At 74.1% G+C, this 21804-nt stretch carries 19 protein-coding genes; 18 read left to right on the plus strand and 1 reads right to left on the minus strand.

The annotated features are described in order from the left end of the window. Window positions 1-19: 19 nt before the first annotated feature. Window positions 20-625 carry a TAXI family TRAP transporter solute-binding subunit gene (locus KBX06_RS28525; protein WP_307854701.1) on the minus strand — a complete coding sequence of 202 codons (606 nt, stop codon included), beginning with the start codon at window positions 623-625 and terminating at the stop codon, window positions 20-22. A 429-nt stretch (window positions 626-1054) separates the two neighbouring features. Here KBX06_RS28525 and KBX06_RS20775 point away from each other — a divergent pair, with 429 nt between their 5' ends. The 18 genes from KBX06_RS20775 to KBX06_RS20860 all read left to right on the plus strand — a co-directional run bounded on the left by KBX06_RS20775 (window position 1055) and on the right by KBX06_RS20860 (window position 21613). After that, complete coding sequence (locus tag KBX06_RS20775) at window positions 1055-1987, plus strand: ABC transporter ATP-binding protein (RefSeq protein WP_210837633.1); 933 nt, start codon at window positions 1055-1057, stop codon at window positions 1985-1987. Between the two features lie 62 nt (window positions 1988-2049). Further along, complete coding sequence (locus tag KBX06_RS20780) at window positions 2050-2592, plus strand: hypothetical protein (RefSeq protein ID WP_210837635.1); 543 nt, start codon at window positions 2050-2052, stop codon at window positions 2590-2592. 106 nt (window positions 2593-2698) lie between these two features. After that, the gene (locus tag KBX06_RS20785) at window positions 2699-3499 is read left to right on the plus strand and encodes an ABC transporter permease (RefSeq protein WP_210837707.1); all 801 of its coding nucleotides are present in this window, start codon (window positions 2699-2701) and stop codon (window positions 3497-3499) included. 10 nt (window positions 3500-3509) lie between these two features. Beyond that, complete coding sequence (locus KBX06_RS20790) at window positions 3510-4319, plus strand: ABC transporter permease (protein WP_210837637.1); 810 nt, start codon at window positions 3510-3512, stop codon at window positions 4317-4319. A 63-nt stretch (window positions 4320-4382) separates the two neighbouring features. Continuing rightward, window positions 4383-5498, plus strand: a complete 1116-nt coding sequence (locus tag KBX06_RS20795; RefSeq protein ID WP_210837639.1) for a YihY/virulence factor BrkB family protein — start codon at window positions 4383-4385, stop codon at window positions 5496-5498. A gap of 596 nt (window positions 5499-6094) precedes the next feature. Further along, entirely contained in the window at window positions 6095-7273 is a 1179-nt protein-coding gene (locus tag KBX06_RS20800; protein WP_210837641.1) for an ROK family protein, read from the plus strand. A 411-nt stretch (window positions 7274-7684) separates the two neighbouring features. Further along, entirely contained in the window at window positions 7685-9196 is a 1512-nt protein-coding gene (locus KBX06_RS20805; protein ID WP_210837709.1) for a sugar ABC transporter ATP-binding protein, read from the plus strand. After that, window positions 9193-10314, plus strand: a complete 1122-nt coding sequence (locus tag KBX06_RS20810) for an ABC transporter permease (protein ID WP_210837643.1) — start codon at window positions 9193-9195, stop codon at window positions 10312-10314. The genes KBX06_RS20805 and KBX06_RS20810 overlap by 4 nt, the downstream gene beginning before the upstream one ends. A gap of 182 nt (window positions 10315-10496) precedes the next feature. Next, entirely contained in the window at window positions 10497-11552 is a 1056-nt protein-coding gene (locus tag KBX06_RS20815) for a substrate-binding domain-containing protein (RefSeq protein WP_210837645.1), read from the plus strand. A gap of 53 nt (window positions 11553-11605) precedes the next feature. Further along, entirely contained in the window at window positions 11606-12835 is a 1230-nt protein-coding gene (locus KBX06_RS20820) for a Gfo/Idh/MocA family protein (protein ID WP_210837711.1), read from the plus strand. Window positions 12836-13316: 481 nt separating this feature from the next. Then, the gene (locus KBX06_RS20825) at window positions 13317-14477 is read left to right on the plus strand and encodes an inositol-3-phosphate synthase (protein WP_210837647.1); all 1161 of its coding nucleotides are present in this window, start codon (window positions 13317-13319) and stop codon (window positions 14475-14477) included. Further along, window positions 14461-15393: an SCO3242 family prenyltransferase gene (locus KBX06_RS20830; RefSeq protein WP_210837649.1), complete on the plus strand. Its 933-nt coding sequence runs from the start codon at window positions 14461-14463 to the stop codon at window positions 15391-15393. The genes KBX06_RS20825 and KBX06_RS20830 overlap by 17 nt, the downstream gene beginning before the upstream one ends. After that, entirely contained in the window at window positions 15390-16376 is a 987-nt protein-coding gene (locus KBX06_RS20835) for a sugar phosphate isomerase/epimerase family protein (RefSeq protein ID WP_374225661.1), read from the plus strand. The genes KBX06_RS20830 and KBX06_RS20835 overlap by 4 nt, the downstream gene beginning before the upstream one ends. A 36-nt stretch (window positions 16377-16412) precedes the next feature. Continuing rightward, entirely contained in the window at window positions 16413-17015 is a 603-nt protein-coding gene (locus KBX06_RS20840; RefSeq protein ID WP_210837651.1) for an EboA domain-containing protein, read from the plus strand. Next, the gene (locus tag KBX06_RS20845; RefSeq protein WP_210837653.1) at window positions 17015-17878 is read left to right on the plus strand and encodes a TatD family hydrolase; all 864 of its coding nucleotides are present in this window, start codon (window positions 17015-17017) and stop codon (window positions 17876-17878) included. Before KBX06_RS20840 ends, KBX06_RS20845 begins: the two co-directional genes overlap by 1 nt. Continuing rightward, window positions 17878-19074, plus strand: a complete 1197-nt coding sequence (gene eboE / locus KBX06_RS20850; RefSeq protein WP_210837656.1) for a metabolite traffic protein EboE — start codon at window positions 17878-17880, stop codon at window positions 19072-19074. Before KBX06_RS20845 ends, eboE begins: the two co-directional genes overlap by 1 nt. Continuing rightward, complete coding sequence (locus KBX06_RS20855; protein WP_307854702.1) at window positions 19071-20552, plus strand: alkaline phosphatase family protein; 1482 nt, start codon at window positions 19071-19073, stop codon at window positions 20550-20552. The genes eboE and KBX06_RS20855 overlap by 4 nt, the downstream gene beginning before the upstream one ends. Continuing rightward, entirely contained in the window at window positions 20549-21613 is a 1065-nt protein-coding gene (locus KBX06_RS20860; RefSeq protein WP_210837658.1) for a polyprenyl synthetase family protein, read from the plus strand. The genes KBX06_RS20855 and KBX06_RS20860 overlap by 4 nt, the downstream gene beginning before the upstream one ends. Window positions 21614-21804: the final 191 nt, after the last annotated feature.

Raw genomic sequence — 21804 nt, forward strand, 5'->3', positions numbered from 1 at the left:
CCCGGACCCGGCACCGGGATCAGCTGGCGCCGAGGTCCTGCAACGCCTTGACCGCGCCGCGGTGCAGCGGTACGGGGTCGGTCTTGCGGGCGTTGTCCAGGCTGATGCCCTTGGCGGCCGGGTTGGCCTGGGCCAGAGCGTCCTTCTTGTCGAACACCGTCCGGGTGATCGCGCAGGCCACGTGCGCGTCGAGGTCCTTGCGGACCAGCAGCACGTTCGGCACCACGATCGTCGGGGCGTCCGCGCCGGTTCGGCGCAGTCGCCGGGGCAGCCGCAGATCCGCGGGGTACGCCAGGAAGACCATCGGCAGGATGCCGGCCAGGAAGATGATCAGATAGAACTTGCTCCCCTGCGGCATCGGGTCGAACACCTGCCGGAGGGCGAGCAGCGCGATCGCCGACGTCGTTCCGGTGACCAGCACGCCGATCGGCCCGGAGAGCTGCCGACCGGGCCTTTCGTCCTCGAACTGCGCGGCGAGTTCCTGCGGATCGGGCGCGGTGTCGTCGGGGTCGACCCGGTCGTCCACCTCGGGCGGTAGCGGGACCGGACCCTCGTCCAGCGTGGAACCGGTGCTCGGGGTGGACGGCTGCGGGGTGGGCTCGCCGGATGAACGCACTGGTGGCACGAGGGGGCACGATACGCGAATTGCATAGCGGGCGGAATATTGTTGATCCTGATTGCAGTCAGTGACTTATCTGAACCCCGATCACACAGAGAGAGCGCAATTGAGTCCGGATATGCGGAAGGCCGCGCGGCGGAAATTGGTAGGAATGCGGCAAGCCGGCGGCGGATTGCATCCGGTCCGTCCATACTGGTCCGGTAGCCGCACGTGCCGGTGCCCAGCGCGCGCCGCCGCCACCGCAAGCTCCTCGCCGCACGATCCCGCTACACGCCGTAGCCTTCGTCGCTCTCCCGCTGCCGGACAGGCCCTGACCAGGGTGCCCGTACCCCTACTCCCGGCCCCACTCCGGCCGCCGGCCCCCACCCCTGTCGCCCGGCGACGGCCCGGGCCGGATCCGGTGGGGGTGTCGGTGCCGGAGGTTATGGTCGGGCGGTGACCACGGCTCCACCCCTCATCCAGGCACGGGCGCTGGTGAAGCGGTTCGGCGACTTCACCGCCGTCGACGGCATCGACGTCGAGGTACGTGCCGGCGAGGCGTTCGGCTTTCTCGGGCCCAACGGCGCCGGCAAGTCCTCCACCATGCGGATGATCGGGTGCACCTCCCCGCCCAGCGGCGGCGAGCTGCGCATCCTCGGGATGGATCCGGTCCGCGACGGGCCGGCGATCCGGGCCCGCCTCGGTGTCTGCCCCCAACTCGACAACCTCGATCCCGACCTGACCGTGCAGGAGAACCTCACCACCTACGCGCGCTACTTCGGCATCTCCCGCCGGGTGGCCCGGGCACGGGCCGCCGAGCTGCTCGACTTCGTCCAGCTCACCGAACGGGCCGACAGCAAGGTCGAGCCCCTCTCCGGCGGCATGAAGCGGCGGTTGACCATCGCCCGCGCGCTGGTCAACGAGCCCGAGATCGTCCTGCTCGACGAGCCGACGACCGGCCTCGACCCGCAGGCCCGGCATCTGGTCTGGGAGCGGCTGTTCCGGCTCAGACAGCAGGGCGTCACGCTGGTCCTCACCACGCACTACATGGACGAGGCGGAGCAGCTCTGCGACCGCCTGGTCGTGATGGACGGCGGGCGGATCGTGGCCGAGGGCTCGCCCCGCGCGCTGATCGACCGGCACTCCACCCGGGAGGTGGTGGAGCTGCGGTTCGCCGCCGAGTCGCAGGAGGCCTTCGCCGGCAAGCTCGACGGGCTGGGGGAGCGCGTCGAGGTGCTCCCCGACCGGATCCTGCTCTACGTGCCCGACGGCGACGCGGCCGTCACCGAGGTCGGCGAGCGGGGCCTGCACCCGGCCAACGTACTGGTCCGCCGCAGCGGCCTGGAGGACGTCTTCCTCCACCTCACCGGCCGCACCCTGGTCGACTGACCGGAAGTAGCATCGGCGGGCGGGCGGCCTGTCACGCGCCCCGCGACGCACCCGGGAGTGCCATGTCGAAGCTGGAGTTCCAGTCCCGCCGCGAGGCGGGGCTCGCCGCGCTCTATCTGGGCGTCTTCGCGACGATCTGGTTCAGCGTGCCGGCCGCCGAACAGCCGCTGCGCGCCCTGCTGGTGGTCGCCAGCGGGGCCGCGCTGCTCACGGCGGTGGTCGGCGCCGTCCTCATGACCCGCAGCCGCGCCACCGCCAGGCTCACCCGGGACCGCGCCGCCGACCGTCGCTACCTCCTGATCGTCCTCGCCGAGTTCGCCGCCGCCGGGCTCGGCGCCGTCCTGCTCGCCCTCGTCGGTCGGTCGGAGTTCATCCCGGTGCTGGTCTGCGCCGTGGTGGGGCTGCACTTCTTCCCCCTCGTGCCGGTGCTGCGCGACCCGGTGCTGTGGCTGCTCGGGGCGGCGATGTGCGTCGTCGCCCTGGCCGGGCTGGTCACCGCGCTCGCCACGGCGGTGTCGGCGGGGCTCGTCGTCGGCACGGGTGCCGGGCTGCTGCTGCTCGGCTACGCGGTACTGACGCTGCTGCGCGCGACCCGGCAGCGCTGACGGGCGCCGGGGGGACGGGGCGCCGCAGGGTGGCCGCCGCCTGTCGTACCCGCGAGGTAGGAAGGCCGTGGTGGACGCGGAGCGAGACAGGGGTGGTCGCGTGAGCGTGGCGCAGTCGGCGCGGGAACGGGCACGTCCGGCACTGCCGCGGGTGCCGGCGCTGGCGGTGCTGGCGCACCATCTCGTCGGCTACCGGCGTACCTGGCGGGCGGGGCTCTTCTCGTCGTTCCTGCTGCCGGTGCTGACCGTCCTCGGCTTCGGCTTCGGCGTCGGCGCCTACATCGACCAGGGCATCGACGGGGTGCGTTACCTCGACTGGCTCGTGCCCGGCCTGATCGCGTCGACGGCGATGCAGACGGCCGTCAACGAGTCGACGTGGCCCGTGTTCGGCAACTTCCAGTGGGTCAGGACCTATTTCGCGCAGAGCGCGGCGCCGCTGCGGGTGGGCGACATCCTCGGCGGGCACCTGGCCTTCGTGGTGTTCCGGGTGGTCACCACCGTCGCGGCGTTCCTGCTGGTGACAGCCCTGCTCGGGGCGTTGCGCCCGCCGTGGGCGCTCGCCGCGCTGCCGGTGACGGCACTGCTCGGGCTGGCTGTCGCCGCGCCGGCCTTCGCGTACGCGTCGACGGTCACCGTCGACAGTTGGCTCGCGATGCTGCTGCGCTTCGCGGTGATCCCGATGACGCTCTTCGCCGGCGTGTTCTTCCCCGTCGAGTCGCTGCCCCTGGCGCTGCGCTGGCTGGCGTACGCGACCCCGCTCTGGCACGGCGTCGACCTGTGCCGGGCGGCGGCCCTCGGCGTCGCTCCGCAGTGGTCGGCCGCCGGCCACCTGCTCTACCTCGCGGCCTGGGCGGCCGGCGGCTGGCTGCTGGCCCGGCGCGCGTTCCGTCGCAGGCTGGTCGTCTAGGAGGGTCGCAGTGGTCGGTCTCGTCCTGCCCCGGCTGGTCGCCGTCTCCGCCGCCTACCGCCGCTCGGTCTCCGTGGCCGAGCGCAACGTCGCGGCACTGAAGGCCGTCTACTGGCTGCTGCTCGTCTCCGGGTTCGTGGAGCCGCTGCTCTACCTGCTCTCCATCGGTGTCGGGGTCGGCAGGCTGGTCGGCGACCTCACGCTGCCCGGCGGCGCGGTAGTCACCTACGCGGCGTTCGTCGCGCCGGCCATGCTCGCGTCGTCGGCCATGTCCGGCGCGCTGTCGGAGACGACCTTCAACTTCTTCGGCAAGATGAAGCAGATGAAGCTGTACGACGGGGTGATCGCCACCCCGGTGCAGCCGTTCGAGATCGCGCTGGGGGAGCTGCTCTGGGCGATGCTGCGCGGCAGCGCGTACTCGGCCGCCTTCCTGGTGGTGATGGTGGTGATGGACCTGACCACCGCGGCGCGGGCGCTGGTCGCCTTTCCGGCGGCCGTGCTGGTCGGCTTCGCCTTCGGCGCGCTCGGAATGGCGATCACCACCTTCATGCGCAGCTGGCACGACTTCGACCTGATGGCGGCGGCCCAGTTCACCCTCTTCCTCTTCTCCGGCACGTTCGTGCCCGCCGAGTCCTACCCGGTCGCGCTGCGCTGGGTGGTGGAGGTGACGCCGCTCTACCGCGCGGTGCACCTCGTCCGCGGTGTCTCGGTGGGCGCGGCCGGCTGGGAGTGGGTGCTCGACGTGCTCTACCTGCTCGCGGCGATGGCCCTGGGCCTGCTGATCGCCTCGCGCCGGATGGGCAGGTTGCTCTACGGCTGAGGGTTAACGGTGGCCGCTGCCTGGGCATGTCGAGGGGACTGACACCGATCACGAGGAGGGGCGATGGCCTCCGACGAGTCTTCCGCCCGCAGCGGGCGCGACCGCGACGATGCCGGGGCGCTGCCCGCCGGCCGGGGGGCCGACGGCCGGACGGGCCGCGCCGACCGGGGGGCCGACGCGCGTGCCGAGCGGCACCGCCCGGGTCGCGGCCCGGTCGGGCCCGACGAGGGCCCCGACAGCCCGGCCGAGCTGCCGGGCGTGGGCTGGAAGGCCGCGCTGCGCCGGACCGTGCGGGAGTTCAAGGACGACAGCCTGGCCGACTGGGCGGCGGCCCTCACGTACTACGGGGTGCTCTCCATCTTCCCCGGCCTGCTGGTGCTGGTCTCGATCCTCGGGCTGCTCGGTCCGGGCGCGACGCAGGGCGTCAAGGACACCGTCAACGAGGCGGTGCCACAGGGGGAGATCCGGCAGATCATCGAGGGGGCGATCGACCAGGCACAGAGCAGCGGCGGGTTCGCCGGCCTCGCCGCCATCCTGGGTCTGCTGGCCGCGTTCTGGTCGGCGTCGGGTTACGTCGCCGCGTTCATGCGCGCCTCCAACACCATCTACGACGTGCCGGAGGGGCGCCCCATCTGGAAGACGCTGCCGATCCGCGTCGGCGTGACCGCGGTGATCGGCGTGATGCTGCTGGCCAGCGCGGTGATCGTGGTCTTCACCGGCGGCCTCGCCGAGCAGGTGGGGGAAGCGATCGGGCTGGGCTCGACAGCGGTGACCGTGTGGAACATCGCCAAGTGGCCGGTGCTGCTGCTCCTGGTGAGCCTGATGTTCGCGATCCTCTACTGGGCGTCGCCGAACGCGCGGCACGGCGGCTTCCGCTGGGTCAGCCCCGGTGGCGTGCTGGCCGTGGTGATCTGGTTGGTGATCTCGGGCCTGTTCGCGCTCTACGTGAGCAACTTCGGCTCGTACAACAAGACGTACGGTGCGCTCGCCGGTGTGATCATCTTCCTGATCTGGCTCTGGCTGAGCAACATCGCGATCCTTCTCGGTGCGGAGTTCGACGCCGAGCTGGAGCGCAGCCGCGCCATCGAGGCTGGCCACTCCCCGGACGAGGAGCCGTACGTCGAACTGCGCGACGACCGCAAGTTGAAGAAGAAGCGCAACGCCGCCAACCGCCGCTGAACGGTGTCCACCCCACCCCACCCCACCACGTCTCCCCGCCGCCCCGCCACCCCTCCGGTGCCGGGGCGGCGGCGCGTTCCGTGCTGGCCGCTCGCCCCCTCCTGGCGCGTGTCGTGCTGGCCGCTCGCCCCCTCCTGGCGCGTGTCGTGCCTGCCCATGGCGCTGCCCGCTCACTCGCTTCTGGACGCGAGTGCGTGCCGGTCCGCCCGCCTCTTGGCGTGAGTGCGTGCCGGTCCGCCCGCCTCCGCACGGGTGAGCACCCCGGTGATCAGGACGCGGTGGACGCTACCCGCCGGTTTTCAGGTACATGGCGTCCTGATCACCGTCGGCAGCCCCCGCGGTAGCGCCTGCGGCTGGGTGTGCGGCGGTGCTGGCGGCAGCCCCTGCGGCGGTGCTGGCGGCTGGGTCTCGACGTTCGTGGGTCGTGTCGGGGCGCGGCTTTTCTTGATCCGCCGAAGGCTTTTGCTCGAACGGACAAAAGTTTGCGTCAAATCGGCCGAAGCTCTGGACACGTGACGCGGAACACTCCTACTGTGTCGGGCACGACACCTCGGCATCACGTCGATGTGCACGAGCCCGCGAAGAGGTGAGTTCCGGTGCGGACGGTCGACCCCCTGCACGTACGGCTGCTGCGCCTGCTGCGTGACGAGGGCGCGGTGTCCCGGGCCGAGCTGGGCGACCGGCTGCAGATGCCCCGACCCCGGTTGCTGGCGGAACTGGAACGGCTCGTCAGCCTCGGCTACGTGGCCGAGGCGGGGCTGGCAGCCTCCCGGGGTGGCCGCCGCTCCACCCTCGTCGAGCTGAGCCCACGCCTGCGCTTCGCCGCCGTCGACCTCGGCGCCAGTTCCATCGACGTCGAGCTGGTCAACGGCCGGCTGGAGCCGGTCGCCGCGTACGCCGAGGCGGCCGACATCCGTACCGGCCCGAAGGTGATCCTCCAGCGGGTCAACGAGCTGCTGCACAAGGCCCGGGTGGACGGCGCCTACGAGCGGCTCGACGCGGTCGGCATCGGCGTGCCCGGCCCGGTCAGCTTCCGCGACGGCGTGCCGGTCTCCCCGCCGATCATGCCGGGGTGGGACCGGTTCCCGGTGCGCGAGCTGCTCACCCGCGAGCACGGCTGCCCGGCGGTGGTCGACAACGACGTCAACATCATGGCGATCGGGGAGCGGCACGGCGGGGTCGCGCACTCCGTGGACGACTTCCTCTTCGTGAAGATCGGCACCGGAATAGGGTGCGGGATCTATCTCAGCGGCGAGGTCTACCGGGGCACCGACGGCTGCGCCGGCGACATCGGCCACATCCAGGTCGACGCGCACGGCCCGATGTGCTCCTGCGGCAACGTCGGCTGCCTCGAAGCGCTCTTCAGCGGGGCCGCGCTGGCCAAGGACGCGACCGCCGTCGCCCGCAGCGGCGCCTCGCCCGCGCTGGCCGAACGGCTGGCCGCGCACGGCACGGTGACCGCCCTGGACGTCGCCGGCGGCGCGGTGGAGGGGGACGTGACCTGCATCCAGCTGATCCGCGACGGGGGTCGGCGGGTCGGTGGGGTGCTGGCCGGTCTGGTCAGCTTCACCAACCCGTCGATGATCGTGATCGGCGGCGGGCTCGCCCAGCTCGGGCACATCCTGCTCGCCGAGATCCGCAGCGTGGTCTACCGCCGGTCGCTGCCGCTGGCCACCGGCAACCTTCCCGTCGTCCTCTCCGAACTCGGCCCGCGCGCCGGCGTGGCCGGCGCGGCCGTGCTGGCCAGCGACGTCGCCTTCGGGGAGGCGTCGTGAGTGCGAGGAGTGAGCCGGGTTTGCGAGCCCCGCAGTCGCGAACGGAGGTGGCGTCGTGAGTGCGAGGAGTGAGCCGGGTTTGCGAGCCCCGCAGTCGCGAACGGAGGTGGCGTCGTGAGTGCGAGGAGTGAGCCGGGTTTGCGAGCCCCGCAGTCGCGAACGGAGGTGGCGTCGTGAGTGCGAGGAGTGAGCCGGGTTTGCGAGCCCCGCAGTCGCGAACGGAGGTGGCGTCGTGAGTGCGAGGAGTGAGCCGGGTTTGCGAGCCCCGCAGTCGCGAACGGAGGTGGCGTCGTGAGTGAGCGCGAGGAGGAGACCGTGGCCCGACCCGAGCAGCAGGCCGCCGCAGCGGCGCACCTCACCCCGGCGGGCACCCCGCTGGTCGAGACGCCCGCCGACACCGCCGCGGGCGAGGTGGTGCTGCGCCTCACCGACGTGGTCAAGACCTTCCCGGGCGTACGGGCCCTGGACGGGGTGCAGTTGGAGGTGCGGGCCGGCGAGGTGCACTGCCTGCTCGGGCAGAACGGCGCCGGGAAGTCCACCCTGATCAAGGTGCTGGCCGGGGTGCACCGGCCCGACTCGGGGCTCGTCGAGTGGCGGGGCCGACCGGCCACCTTCGCCAACCCGCAGGCCGCCATGCGCGCGGGCATCGCCACGATCTACCAGGAACTCGACCTGGTCGAGGACCTCTCGGTCGCGGAGAACGCCTTCCTCGGCCACGAGCCGCGCCGGCTGGGCTTCGTCCGCCGGGGCGCCATGGCCCGGCTCACCCGGCAGATCCTCGGCCGGCTCGGCCACGCCGAGATCCCGCCCGGGCGGATGGTGCGCGCGCTGCCCGCCGCCGGCAAGCAGATCGTCAGCATGGCCCGCGCGCTCTCCCACGAGGCTCGGCTGATCATCATGGACGAGCCGAGCGCCGTGCTGGCCCACGACGAGGTCGGCAACCTGTTCCGGATCATCCGTGAGCTGACCGCGCAGGGCATCGCCGTCATCTACATCTCGCACCGGCTGGAGGAGATCCGCGAGATCGGCGACCGGGTCACCGTACTCAAGGACGGCCGGACCACCGCGGCGAACCTGCCGGCCCGCGACACCCCGACCCGCGACCTGGTCAGCCGGATGACCGGCCGGACCATCGAGTACGTCTTCCCGGACCGCCCGGCCGGCGCGGCCGACGGCGCGCAGCTGCTCACGGTCGAGGGGCTGACCCGGGCCGGCGAGTTCGCCGACGTCTCGCTCGACGTCCGGGCCGGTGAGATCGTCGGCATCGCCGGGCTGGTCGGCTCCGGCCGTTCCGAGCTGCTGGAGACCATCTACGGCGCCCGCCGCGCCGAGGCCGGTTCGGTGCGGATGGCCGGCCGGGCGCTGCGTCCCGGCAGCGTCGGTGCGGCGGTGCGCGCCGGGATGGGGATGGCGCCCGAGGAACGCAAGAGCCAGGCGCTGCTGCTGGGCGAGCCGATCTACCGCAACGTGACCCTGGCGACCTTCGCCCGCTACGCCCGCGCCGGGTTCACCGACGCCGGGCGGGAACGGGCGGAGGCCGACCGGATCGCCGAGAGCCTGGAGCTGCGGCCCCGCGACGTACGCCGGCCGGTGCGCACCCTCTCCGGCGGTAACCAGCAGAAGGTGGTGGTCGGCCGCTGGCTGCTCGGCGACACCCGGCTGCTGCTGCTCGACGAGCCGACCCGGGGTGTCGACGTCGGCGCGCGGGCGGAGCTCTACCAGGTGATCCGGGGGCTGGCGGCGCGCGGCGTCGGGGTGCTGCTGGTCTCCAGTGAGGTTCCCGAGGTGCTCGGCCTGGCCGACCGGGTGCTGGTGATGCGGGAGGGGCGGGTCGTCCGCGAGGCCCCGGCCGGCGAACTCGACGAGAACACCGTGCTCGACCTCGTGATGGCGGGGTCCCTGATGGAAGGCGCAGCGGCATGAGCGAGCCTCTCACCCCCACCGCGACGCCGGAGCGGGCGGCGCAACTGCCGGCGCAGTCGCCGCCGGTGGATCCCACGGAGACCGCCGGGGCGGTCCACAAAACGTCCGCCCCGGGCCGGATCTCCTGGTGGCGGGGCGAGGGTGGCGAGGGTGCCCGCCGCAACCTCGGCCTGGTCGGGGTGCTGGTCGTGCTCGTCGTGATCGGCGCCCTCACCCGCTCCGACCTGTACTCGAACCCGGACTGGGTGTGGGACAACGTCCTGAGCATCCTCAAGCTGGCGGCCGTGGTCGGCGTGGTCACCGTGGGCATGACCTTCGTGATCATCGGCGGTGGCATCGACCTCTCCGTCGGCGCGATCGTCGCGCTGGCCGGCGTCTGGTGCACCACGGTGGCCACCCAGAGCTACGGCGCCGGCGGCATGATCTTCAGCGCGCTCACCGTCGGGCTGGCGGTCGGCCTGGTCAACGGGCTGCTCATCTCGTACGGCCGGTTGGTGCCGTTCATCGCCACCCTCGCCATGCTGGTGGCCGCCCGGGGTCTGGCCGCCGAGATCTCCGACAAGCAGACCCAGGTGTCGGAGAACGGCTTCATCAACGGGCTCGCCAGCAACAGCCTGCTCGGCATCCCGCTGCTGGTCTACATCCTCGCCGCCGTGGTCGCGGCCGGCTGGGTGCTGCTCAACCGCACCACCTTCGGCCGGCGTACGGTCGCCGTCGGCGGCAACCCGGAGGCCGCCCGGCTCGCCGGCATCAACGTCAAGCGGCACACCGTGCTGCTCTACGCGCTCTCCGGCCTCTGCTGCGGGATCGCCGCCATCATGCTCACCGCCCAGGCCAACTCGGCGCAGGCGGCGATGGCGAACCTCTACGAGCTGGACGCGATCGCCGCCGCGATCATCGGCGGCACACTGCTCAGCGGCGGGCGGGGCACCATCATCGGCTCCCTGCTCGGGGTGGTCATCTTCGCCACCATCACCAACCTCTTCGCCATCAACGGCCTCTCCACGGAGGCCCAGAACATGGTCAAGGGCGGCATCATCGTCGCCGCCGTCCTGGTCCAGCAGGTCCAGTTCCGCAGCCTCACCCAGTTCCTGGGCCGCAACCGGCTCACCACCTGACCCGCATTGCACCACACCGACCCGCATCAGCACCGACCCGACCGACCCACTCCGCACCGACCCGCAGAAGCACTCCGCGCGGCATCCGGGCCACCTGAGCGACGGTGGCCGGGCCCCGCACGCCCTCTTCCCTCCCGCACCGCGAGTTTCCTCCACCACCACCGTCAACCCAGGAGGTCGTCATGACCCAGCACAGTCGCGACATGTCACGCCGTCGACTGCTCTTCGGCGGGGCCGCCGTCGGCGCCGGCGTGCTGCTCGCCGGCTGCACCAGCAACGAGAGCCAGCCGACCGAGGCGCAGACCAAGGCGGCGGGTGCGCCGGGCGGCAACAGCGAGCCCGGCAAGCGCGTCGTCATCGGCTTCTCCGCCCCGGCCGCGGACCACGGCTGGATCGCCGCCATCACCAACAACGCCAAGGCGCAGGCCGGGACGTACTCCGACGTGGAGTTCAAGTCGGTCGAGGCCGGCGCGGACGCGGCGGCCCAGCGGGCGGCGCTGTCCACGCTGATCTCGCAGAAGCCGGACGTGATCGTGTTGCTGCCGCACGACGGCAAGGAACTCAACGCGTTCGGCCTGGAGGCGATGAAGGCCGGCGTGCCGGTGGTCAACCTGGACCGGGCCTTCCCCGACGCGCGGGCCTACCGGCTCCAGATCAAGGGCGACAACTACGGCATGGGGGTGGCCGCCGCCACCTACATGATCGAGCAGTTCAAGGCCAAGGGCGTCAGCAACCCGGTGATCGGCGAGATCGCCGGCATGGACGAGCTGGAGCTGACCCAGGAGCGGTCGAAGGGCTTCGCCGACACCCTGACGGCGAGCGGCTTCAAGGTCGCCAACCGTCGGGCGGCCCGCTTCACGGCCGACTCGGGGCAGCAGGAGGCGGCGCAGCTGCTCCAGGCGCTGCCGAAGATCGACGCGCTCTGGAACCACGACGACGACCAGGGCATCGGCGTGCTGGCCGCGGTGAACCAGAGTGGCCGCAAGGAGTTCTTCATGGTCGGCGGCGCCGGCTCGAAGAAGGCGATGGAGGACATCCAGGCGGACAACACGGTGCTGAAGGCCACCGTGACCTACAGCCCTTCGATGGCCTCCTCGGCCGTCTCGCTGGCCCGGCTGATCGGCCAGGGCAGGGGCATGTCCGACCTGGTGGAACTTCAGGTACCCAAGGAGATCATCCTCGCCTCGGAGACGATCACCAAGGAGAACGCGGGCGACTACCTCAAGCTCGGGTTCTGACACACGGGGGGAGACCCACCTTGTCCACGACAGACAGAGAACTGCGGGTCGGCATGGTCGGCTACGCGTTCATGGGCGCCGCACACTCGCAGGCGTGGCGCACCGTGAACCGGGTGTTCGACCTGCCGGCGCGGGCCCGGATGGCGTTGATCTGCGGCCGGGACGCCGCGAAGGTGGCCGACGCCGCCGGCCGGCTGGGCTGGGACGCGTACACGACCGACTGGCGGGAGCTGATCGCCTCCGACGACATCGACGTGGTCGACGTCTGCACACCGGGCGACAGCCACGCCGAGATCGCCCTCGCCGCGTTGGCCGCCGGCAAGCACGTGCTGTGCGAGAAGCCGTTGGCCAACACGATCTCCGAGGCCCGGGCGATGGCCGCCGCGGCGGTCACCGCGCAGGCCGCGGGGGTGCGGTCGATGTGCGGGTTCAACTACCGACGGGTGCCGGCGGTGGCGATGATGCGCCGGCTCGTCGCCGACGGGCGGCTCGGGGTGATCCGGCACGTCCGGGCGACGTACCTGCAGGACTGGATCGTGGACCCGCAGTTTCCCCTGGTCTGGCGGTTGCAGCGGGACCGGGCCGGCTCCGGCGCGCTCGGCGACATCGGCGCGCACATCATCGACCTGACCCAGTACGTCACGGGCCGGCGGATCACCGGGGTCAGCGCGATCACCGAGACGTTCGTCAGGGAACGGCCACTGCCGGCCGGGTCGAGCGGACTGGCGGCGACGGTGGACGGGACGGGGGTGACGGTGGACGGGCTGGCGGCGGCCGACGCCAACGGCTCCGACGGTCACCGCCCGGCCACCGGGCCGGTCACCGTCGACGACGCGGCGGTCTTCGTGGCCCGGCTCGAGGGCGGGGTGCTGGCCACGTACGAGGCGAGCCGCTTCGCCACGGGCCGCAAGAACGCCCTCCGGGTGGAGATCAACGGCTCGCTGGGCACGGTGGCCTTCGACCTGGAGCGCCTCAACGAGCTGGAGTTCTACGACGCGACGCGGCCCGCCGCCGAGCAGGGGTTCGGTCGCATCCTGGTGACCGAGGGGGAGCATCCGTACATGTCCGCGTGGTGGCCGCCGGGGCACCTCATCGGCTACGAGCACTCCTTCACCCACCAGGCGCGGGACTTCGTCGAGGCGGTCGCCACCGGCGTCGACCCGGCCCCCTCCTTCGTCGACGGGTTGCAGGTGCAGCTCGTGCTGGACGCGGTGACCCGGTCGGCGGAGCTGGGCTCCTCGTGGACCGAGGTGGAGCCGGCGCTGGCCACGGTCGCCGCCTGATCCGCCTCCGGTGCCGACCGGCGAGGGACCGGCCGCGGTTGCGCCCCGCGGCCGGGACGAGGTCGGCGCCGGAGGGTGTGCCCACCGGGCCGGTGGTCCGGTGGGCACGAGCAGAACGGTCGTCCGGTGCGGCCGGACCGGGATTCCCCGGTCGCACCGGAGGACCGTCACCACCCGGCGACGCCGCCGGGGGTGTCACCCCACGACGTCCGGTCGGTGCGCGCCGTCGTCCCGACCGGCGGGTGCGGGGGAGGCAGGGACGGGACGCCGACCGGCCCTGCCTGCCAGCCCCGTCCGTCCGCGCCCGCACCGGGATCCGGGCCGGGTCGTCGCCGCCGACGTCGACACCGGACCGGTGGGCTCCTCCCGGGGCGGCCGGCGGACGGGGCCCATCTGCATAGATGCATATCTTTCTGAACAAACTTCTGATATCTATATAACTCAATGCACGGCTGGTTCCTCCTGATCGGGAAGGAGCACCATGCGTACGGGTGTCTGGCTGGTGGGGGCGCGCGGCTCGGTCGCGACCACCAGCATCGTGGGGGCGCTCGCCCTGCGGTCCGGGCTCACCGGCCCGACCGGCTGCGTCACCGAGCTGCCCGACCTGCGCGGGCCCGCCCTGCCGGCCTTCACCGACCTGGTCTTCGGCGGGCACGACGTCGTCACCACCCCGCTGACGAAGCGGGCCGAGGCCCTGGCCACCGCCGGCGTGCTGCCCGGCCGACTGGTCACCGCCCTCCCCGACGAACTGGCCGCCGTCGAGGACGAGCTGCGCCCGGCCCCTGCCGGCGGCAGCCAGGCGGAACGGGCCGCCGCGGTCGTACGGGACCTCACCGACTTCCGCCGCCGGCACGGGCTGGACCGGGTGGTGGTGGTCAACGTCTCGGCCACCGAACCGGCCGCCCGCCCGCATCCGGGGCACGCCGACCCGGGCGCGCTGGCCGCCGCGCTCGCCGGTGGCGACGAGGTGCTGCCGCCCAGCTCCCTCTACGCGTACGCGGCGGTGCGCGCCGGCTGCCCGTACGTCGACTTCACCCCGTCCACCGGGCTGCGGCTGCCGGCCCTGGCGGCGCTGGCCGCCGAGTGCGGGATCCCCTACGCCGGGCACGACGGCAAGACGGGGGAGACCCTGGTCAAGTCCGTGCTCGCGCCGATGTTCGCGATGCGGCACCTAGCGGTGCGCTCCTGGTCCGGGGTCAACCTGCTCGGCGGCGGCGACGGCGCCACCCTCGCCGACCCGGCGGCCAACGCGGCCAAGGTGGAGAGCAAGCAACGGGTGCTCGGCGAGACCCTCGGCCACGTCCCGCAGGGCGGCACCCGCATCGAGTACGTCGAGGCGTTGGGCGACTTCAAGACCGCGTGGGACCTGGTCACCTTCGCCGGGTTCCTCGGCACCGGGATGCGGATGGAGTTCACCTGGCACGGCTGCGACTCGGCCCTGGCCGCACCCCTCGTGCTGGACCTGGCCCGGCTCACCGCCGCCGCGCACGCCGCCGGCCACACCGGCCCCCTCACCGACCTCGCCTTCTTCTTCAAGGACCCGCTCGGCGCGTCCACCCACTCGCTCGCCGAGCAGTGGACCCGGCTGTGCGGGTTCACCCGCCGGCTGCACGCGGGGGGCACCGATGCCGCGCCTCGCTGACCTCGCCGAGCTGGTCCGGGCGCCGGCCGCGCTGTCGGTGCCCGGGGACGTCGTCGCCGGGGCGGCGGCAGCCGGCACGCTCGGGCGGCGTACGCCCGCGCTGGCCGCCGCGTCCGTCCTGCTCTACTGGGCGGGGATGGCGGCCAACGACTGGGCCGACCGCCGGCTGGACGCCGTCGAACGCCCCGAGCGGCCCATCCCCAGCGGCCGGGTCGCCCCCGGGGTCGCGCTCGGCCTCGCCGCCGGGCTCACCGCCGCCGGCGTCGCGCTGGCCACCGCCGCCGGGGGCAGGCGCGCCGCGGCGGTCGCCGTCCCGCTCGCCGCCGCCGTCTGGGGGTACGACCTGGCGGCGAAGTCGACCCCCGCCGGGCCGGCCGTGATGGCCGCCTGCCGAGGGCTGGACGTGCTGCTGGGCGCGACGGGCGGCCGGGTGCGCACGGCGGTACCGGCGGCGGCCACCGTCGCCGCGCACACCTGGACGGTCACCGCGCTCTCCCGACGGGAGGTCACCGGCGCCGACGCCGCGCTGCCGCTGCGTACCCTCGCCGGCACCGCCCTGGTCGCCGCGAGCGCCGGAGTGCCGCCGCGCCCGGTCCGCGCCCGGCCCCGGGTCGTCGCCCGCGCGAGGCCCACCGACGTGCCGGACCGCGTCCTCCGCCCGGGCCCCGGCGTCGCGGTCGCGCTGCCGGCGCTGCTGGCCGGCTGGTACGCGGCCCGGTACGGCGCCGCCCAGGCCCGGGCGGCGGCCGACCCCCGGCCCGGCCCGGTGCGGGCGGCGGTGGGAGCGGGGATCACCGGGCTGCCCGCGTTGCAGGGCGCCCTCGCCGCCCGCGCCGGGGCCGGGCTGCTGGGCCTGGCGGTGGCGGCGGCCGCGCCGCTCGGTGGCCACCTGGCGCGGAAGATCTCCCCGACGTGAGGACCCCACCGACCCCCGCACCGGACCGCCGGGGCCCGGCCGCCGCCCCGGACGCGCCCGCGCCCGCACGCGCCGGCACCGACGCGGCCCACCCGGACCGCGACGGCCTGCGGTTCGGCTACGGGACCAACGGGTTCGCCAACCACCGGCTGACCGACGCGCTCGCCGTCGTCGCCGACCTGGGCTACCAGGGCGTCGCGCTCACCCTGGACCACGACCACCTCGACCCGTTCGCGCCCGCGCTGGCCCGGCGGGTGGCCGCCGTCGCCCGCCGGCTCGCGGCGCTCGACCTCGCCGTGGTCGTCGAGACCGGCGCCCGCTACCTGCTCGACCCGTGGCACAAGCACGCCCCGACGCTGCTGCACGACGACCCGGCGCGGCGGATCGACTTCCTGCGCCGGGCCGTACGCATCGGCGCCGACCTGGGCGCGCAGGCCGTCTCCCTCTGGTCCGGCGTACGCCCCGCCACGGTCGCGCCGGTGACCGCCTGGGACCGGCTGGTCGCCGGCTGCGCGACGGTGCTCGACGCCGCCGAGGCGGCCGGGACGACTCTCGGCTTCGAACCGGAGCCGGGCATGCTGGTCGAGGACATCGCCGGCTGGCACCGGCTGCGCGCCGCGCTCGGCGACCCGGCCCGCCTCGGCATCACCCTCGACATCGGACACTGCCGCTGCCTGGAGCCCCGGCCGGTCCCCGAGTGCGTGCGCGAGGTGGCCGCGCACCTGGTCAACGTGCAGATCGACGACATGCGCCGGGGTGTGCACGAACACCTGGAGTTCGGCGCCGGCGAAATCGACTTCCCGCCCGTGCTGCGCGCCCTGGGCGACGTCGGCTACCGGGGCCTGATCGCCGTGGAACTGCCCCGGCACTCGCACGCCGCCCCCGCCGTCGCGGCCCGCTCGCTCGACTTCCTGCGCGCCGCCGAGAGGAAAGCGGCGCGACCGCAACCGGGTGCGACCGGGAGGCAATCGGCGCGACGGTGACGCCGGCCACGGCGGAGGCACGAGAGAGGAGACGGGATGACACCGGATGCACTGCGGGCCGCGCTGCGGGGCGTACCCGATCCTGACTGGCTCGACGCGGCGCTGCGCCGGGTGGCGGCCGAGCCGGCGGCCATCGACCGGTCGTTCCCGGCCGCCGGGCGGCGCTGCGGCCGGGCGCCGCTGCCCGCCGCACCCGGCTGGAGCGCCGACGAGGCGGTCCGGGCCCTGCTGCTGGCCGCGCTGCCGGCCGACCACGCCGCGCACGCGGAGTCCCGCTACCGCCACGGCGACGCCGCCGAGAAGCGGGCCGTGCTCAAGGCCCTGCCGCTGCTGCCAATCGGCGCGGCGGGGGTGCCGCTGCTGCACGACGCGATCCGCACCAACGACACCCGGCTGCTGACCGCCGCCCTCGGCCCGTACGCCCGGCACCTCGACCCGGCCGCCTGGCGGCAGGCGGTGCTCAAGTGCGTCTTCACCGGGGTGCCGCTGGCTGTGGTGCACGACCTCGACGCCCGCGCCGACGGCGAACTCGCCGCGATGCTCGGGGCGCTGGCCGCCGAGCGGCACGCCGCCGGGCGCGGCCTGCCGGCGGACGCGACCGACCTGCTCACCCGGCTGCGCGCGAACCAGGAGGCGTGATGCGCATCTTCGACCCGCACATCCACATGACCTCGCGGACCACCGACGACTACGAGCGGATGGCCGCCGCCGGCGTCCGGGCGGTGGTGGAACCGGCGTTCTGGCTCGGGCAGCCCCGCACCAGCCCCGCCTCCTTCGCCGACTACTTCGACTCGCTGATCGGCTGGGAGCCGTTCCGGGCCGGGCAGTTCGGCGTGCGGCACCACGCCACGGTCGCACTGAACCCGAAGGAGGCCAACGACCCGCGCTGCCGCCCGGTGCTCGACCTGCTGCCGCGCTACCTGGAGAAGGACGCCGTGGTGGCGGTCGGCGAGATCGGCTACGACTCGATGACCCCGCAGGAGGACGAGGCTTTCGCCGCCCAGCTCGCCCTGGCCGTGGCGCACGACCTGCCGGCGCTGGTGCACACCCCGCACCGGGACAAGGCACGCGGCGTCGAGCGCAGCCTCGCGGTGGTGGCCGAGTCGGGGATCGGTCCGGGCCGGGTGGTGCTCGACCACCTCAATGAGGTGACGGTGGGGCTGGTCCGCGACACCGGCTGCTGGCTGGGCTTCTCCATCTATCCCGACACCAAAATGTCGCCGCCGCGCATGGTGGAGCTGCTGCGGGCGTACGGGACGGAGCGGATGCTGGTCAACTCGGCGGCCGACTGGGGACGCTCCGACCCGCTGCTGACCCGGGCCACCGGCGAGGCGATGCTGCTGGCCGGCTTCACCGCCGACGACGTGGACCGGGTGCTGTGGCGCAACCCGGTCGAGTTCTACGGCCAGTCGGGGCGGCTCGACCTGACGGACCTGGACGCCGCCGTCGACGCCGGGACGGGCACGTGGGCCGGCAACTCGATCCTGCGCGGCGGCAGCTGATGCGGCTGCGGCACCCCGGCGGCGGCACCGTCCACCTCGGCTACTGCACCAACGTGCACCCCGCCGAGGACCTCGCCGGCATCCTGCGCCAGTTGGACACCCACGCCGTGCCCGTACGCGAGGCGCTCGGCGCCGACCTGCTCGGCCTCGGGCTGTGGCTGGCCGCCCCGGTCGCCGCCGAGCTGGCCGCCGACCCGGCCGCCCGTCGCCGGCTGCGCGCCGAGCTGACCGTCCGGGGGCTGGAGGTGGTCACCCTCAACGGCTTCCCGTACGCGGCCTTCCAGGCGCCCGTGGTCAAGGGCGACGTCTACCGCCCGGACTGGACCACCCCCGCGCGGCTCGCGTACACCCTGGACCTGGCCCGGGTGCTCGCCGACCTGCTGCCCGACGACGCGGCCCGGGGTTCGGTCTCCACCCTGCCGCTGGCCTGGCGGCAGCCCTGGGACGCCGCCCGCGCGGACGCCGCCCGCCGACGGCTCGACGAGCTGGCGGCCGGTCTGGCGGCCGTCGAGCGGCAGACCGGCCGGCCGGTGCGGGTCGGCTTCGAGCCGGAGCCCGGCTGCGTGGTGGAGAGCACCGGGCAGGCCGTCGCGGCCCTGTCCGGCGTGGACAGCGACCGGATCGGCGTCTGCCTGGACCTCGCCCACCTCGCCTGCGCGTGGGAGGAGCCCGCCGACGCGCTGCGCCGGCTGCGTACGGCCGGCCTGCCGGTGGTGAAGGTGCAGGTCTCGGCCGCCATCGAGGCGCCCGCCGGGGCCACGTCGGCGCTGCGCCGCTGGGTGGAGCCGCGCTTCCTGCACCAGACCCGCGCCGCCGGCTGCGCGGGCGCGGCGGACCCGGCCCACCCGGCCCACGCCGCCGACGACCTGGACGCCGCCCTGGACGCGCGGCTGCCCGGGCCGTGGCGGGTGCACTACCACGTGCCGCTGCACGCCCCGCCCGAGCCGCCGCTGGGCTCCACCCTGCCGGTGTTGCGCGCCGCGCTGGCCGCGCTCTACGCCGGGCCCGCGCCGGGCTGCGACCACCTGGACGTCGAGACGTACACCTGGGGGGTGCTGCCGGCCGCGCGGCGCCCGCGCACCGACGCGGAGCTGGCCGTCGGCATCGCCGCGGAGCTGGCCTTCGCCCGCGCGGAGCTGGTCGCCCTCAGTCTCGCGCCGGCGGATGACCGGCACGACAGCGGGGTGCCGGCGTGAGCCGGCGGCTGGTGGTGCTGGACGTGGTGGGGCTGACCCCCCGCCTGCTGGCGCACATGCCCCGGCTGCGCGCGGTCGCCGACGCCGGCTTCCGCGCCGAGCTGGGCACGGTGCTGCCCGCGCTGACCTGCCCCGTGCAGTCGACCTTCCTCACCGGGGCGCTCCCGGCCGGGCACGGCATCGTCGGCAACGGGTGGTACTTCCGCGACCTCGGCGAGGTGCTGCTCTGGCGGCAGCACCACGCCCTGGTCGGCGGGGAGAAGCTGTGGCAGGCGGCCCGCCGGGTCGAGCCGGGCTGGACGGTCGCCAACGTCTGCTGGTGGTACGCGATGGGGGCCGACGTGGACTGGACGGTCACCCCCCGCCCCGTCTACCGCGCGGACGGGCGCAAGGAGCCGGACTGCTACACGGACCCGCCGGAGCTGCACGACGCCCTGACCGACCGGCTCGGCACCTTCCCGCTGTTCAGCTACTGGGGGCCGGGCGCCGGGCTGGCGTCGTCGGCGTGGATCTGCCGGGCCGCCGAGCTGATCCTCGCCGAACAGTCCCCGGACCTGACGCTGGTGTACGTCCCGCACCTCGACTACGACCTGCAACGCCACGGCCCCTCGTCGCCCCGGGCGGCCGTGGCGGCGGCCGAGCTGGACGAGGTGCTCGGGCCGCTGCTGGACGCCGCCCGCGCCCGGGACGCCACCGTGGTGGTGCTCTCCGAGTACGGCATCACCGACGTGTCCCGCCCGGTCGACGTCAACCGGGCGCTGCGCGCCGAGGGGCTGCTGCGGGTGCACACCCAGGCCGGCATGGAGTATCTCGACCCGTGGACCTCGCGGGCCTTCGCGGTGGCCGACCACCAGGTGGCGCACGTCTACGTCCGCGACCCGGCCGACGTGCCGGCGGTGGCGGCGCTCTGCGCCGGGCTGCCGGGGGTGGCCGAGGTGCTCGACGCCGACGGGCGGGCCGCGTACGGGCTGGACCACCCACGCGCCGGGGAGCTGGTCCTCGTCGCCGAGCCGGACGCCTGGTTCACCTACTACTACTGGCTCGACGACGCCCGCGCGCCCGACTTCGCCCGGCTGGTGGAGATCCATCGCAAGCCGGGTTACGACCCCGCCGAACTCTTCTTCGACCCGGCCGCACCGTCGGCGGCGAAGCGGCGGGCCGCCGTGGCGCTGGCCCGCAGGAAGCTCGGGATGCGCTACCTGATGAGCGTGGTGGGGCTGGACGCCGGTGCCCGGGCGGTCAGGGGGTCGCACGGGCGGCTGCCCGCCGACCCGGCCGACGGGCCGGTGCTGCTCTGCTCCGATGCGTCCGCCGCCCGGGGGCGGGTCGCCGCGACCGAGGTCAAGGCGCTGCTGCTGGAGCTGGCGGGGCTGGCGTCGCCGGCCTCCGACGCGGTCGCGCCGCCGCGCCGGGGCGGGCCGCCGCCGGCCGTGCCGTCCGCCCCGGCGGCGACCGGGCGAACGGGGGAGGGGCCGTGACCGTCGCCGTCGCCCCGACCGACACGAGCGGGCTGCGGGCCCGCTTCGACGCGGCGCTCGCCGCGTTCCTCGACCGGCAGGGCCGGGACTGGCCGGACGGTGCGCCCCGGGGCGTCTTCACCGCGCTGCACCGGTTCGTGCTGGCCGGCAAGCGGCTGCGCCCGCTCTTCTGCTACTGGGGCTGGCGGGGCGCGGGCGGCGCCGACGGCGCGCCGATCGTGGCGGCCGCCGCCGCGCTGGAGCTGTTCCACGCGTTCGCGCTGATCCACGACGACATCCTCGACGGCAGCGACCGTCGCCGGGGCGGACCGTCGGTGCACCGGCTCTTCGCCGACCTGCACGCCCGCTCGTCCTGGCGCGGCGACCCCGAGGCGTACGGGCGCGACACCGCGCTGCTCTGCGGCGACCTCTGCGCCGCCTGGTCGGATCAGATGTTCCACGAGTGTGGCCTGGACGTGGGCCGGGTGCACCGGGGGTACGCGGTCTTCGCGTTGATGCGTACCGAGGTCATCGCGGGGGAGTACCTGGACCTGGTCTCGGGGGTGGGCGACGGTTCGGTGGCGAGCGCGTTGACCGTGGTCCGGATGAAGGCGGCCCGCTACACGGTCACCCGGCCGTTGCAGATCGGCGCGACGCTGGCCGGGGCCGGGCCGGAGCGGGTCGCCGCGCTGGCCGAGTTCGGCGACCCGCTGGGCGACGCGTTCCAGTTGCGCGACGACGTGCTGGGGATCTTCGGCGACCCGACGGTCACCGGCAAGTCGGTCCTGGACGACCTGCGGGAGGGCAAGCCGACGGTGATGATGGCGCTGGCCCGCGGCGCCGCGGACCGGGCACAGGCCGCGCGGCTGCGGGAGCTGTTCGGCAATCCGGCGCTGGACGGCGACGGCGCCGCCGAGCTGCGGAAGATCATCGAGGGCACCGGGGCCCGCGCGCGGATCGAGGGAATGATCCGGGTACGGGCCGAGGCCGCGCTGGCGGCCCTGTCGTCGGCCCCGGTGACCGCCGAGGCCCGGGCCGCCCTGACCGAACTCGCCGCCCGGGCCGTCGACCGCCCCCGCTGAGTCGTCCCGTACCGGCCGCGACTTTCGGCGAGATCGACAAAAGTTAGCGCCGATTCGGCGGAAGGTATGGACACATCGATGTGCGCCGCTTAATGTCGGGCCCATCACGAATCTGTTTCGTCGAGGCGGACCGGCGGCGCGGGAACCCATCGACTGGTGACCTCCGACCGACCGGGTCCGCCCCGTCGCTC

It is taken from the genome of Micromonospora sp. C31, from assembly GCF_018070575.1.
GTDB lineage: Bacteria > Actinomycetota > Actinomycetes > Mycobacteriales > Micromonosporaceae > Micromonospora.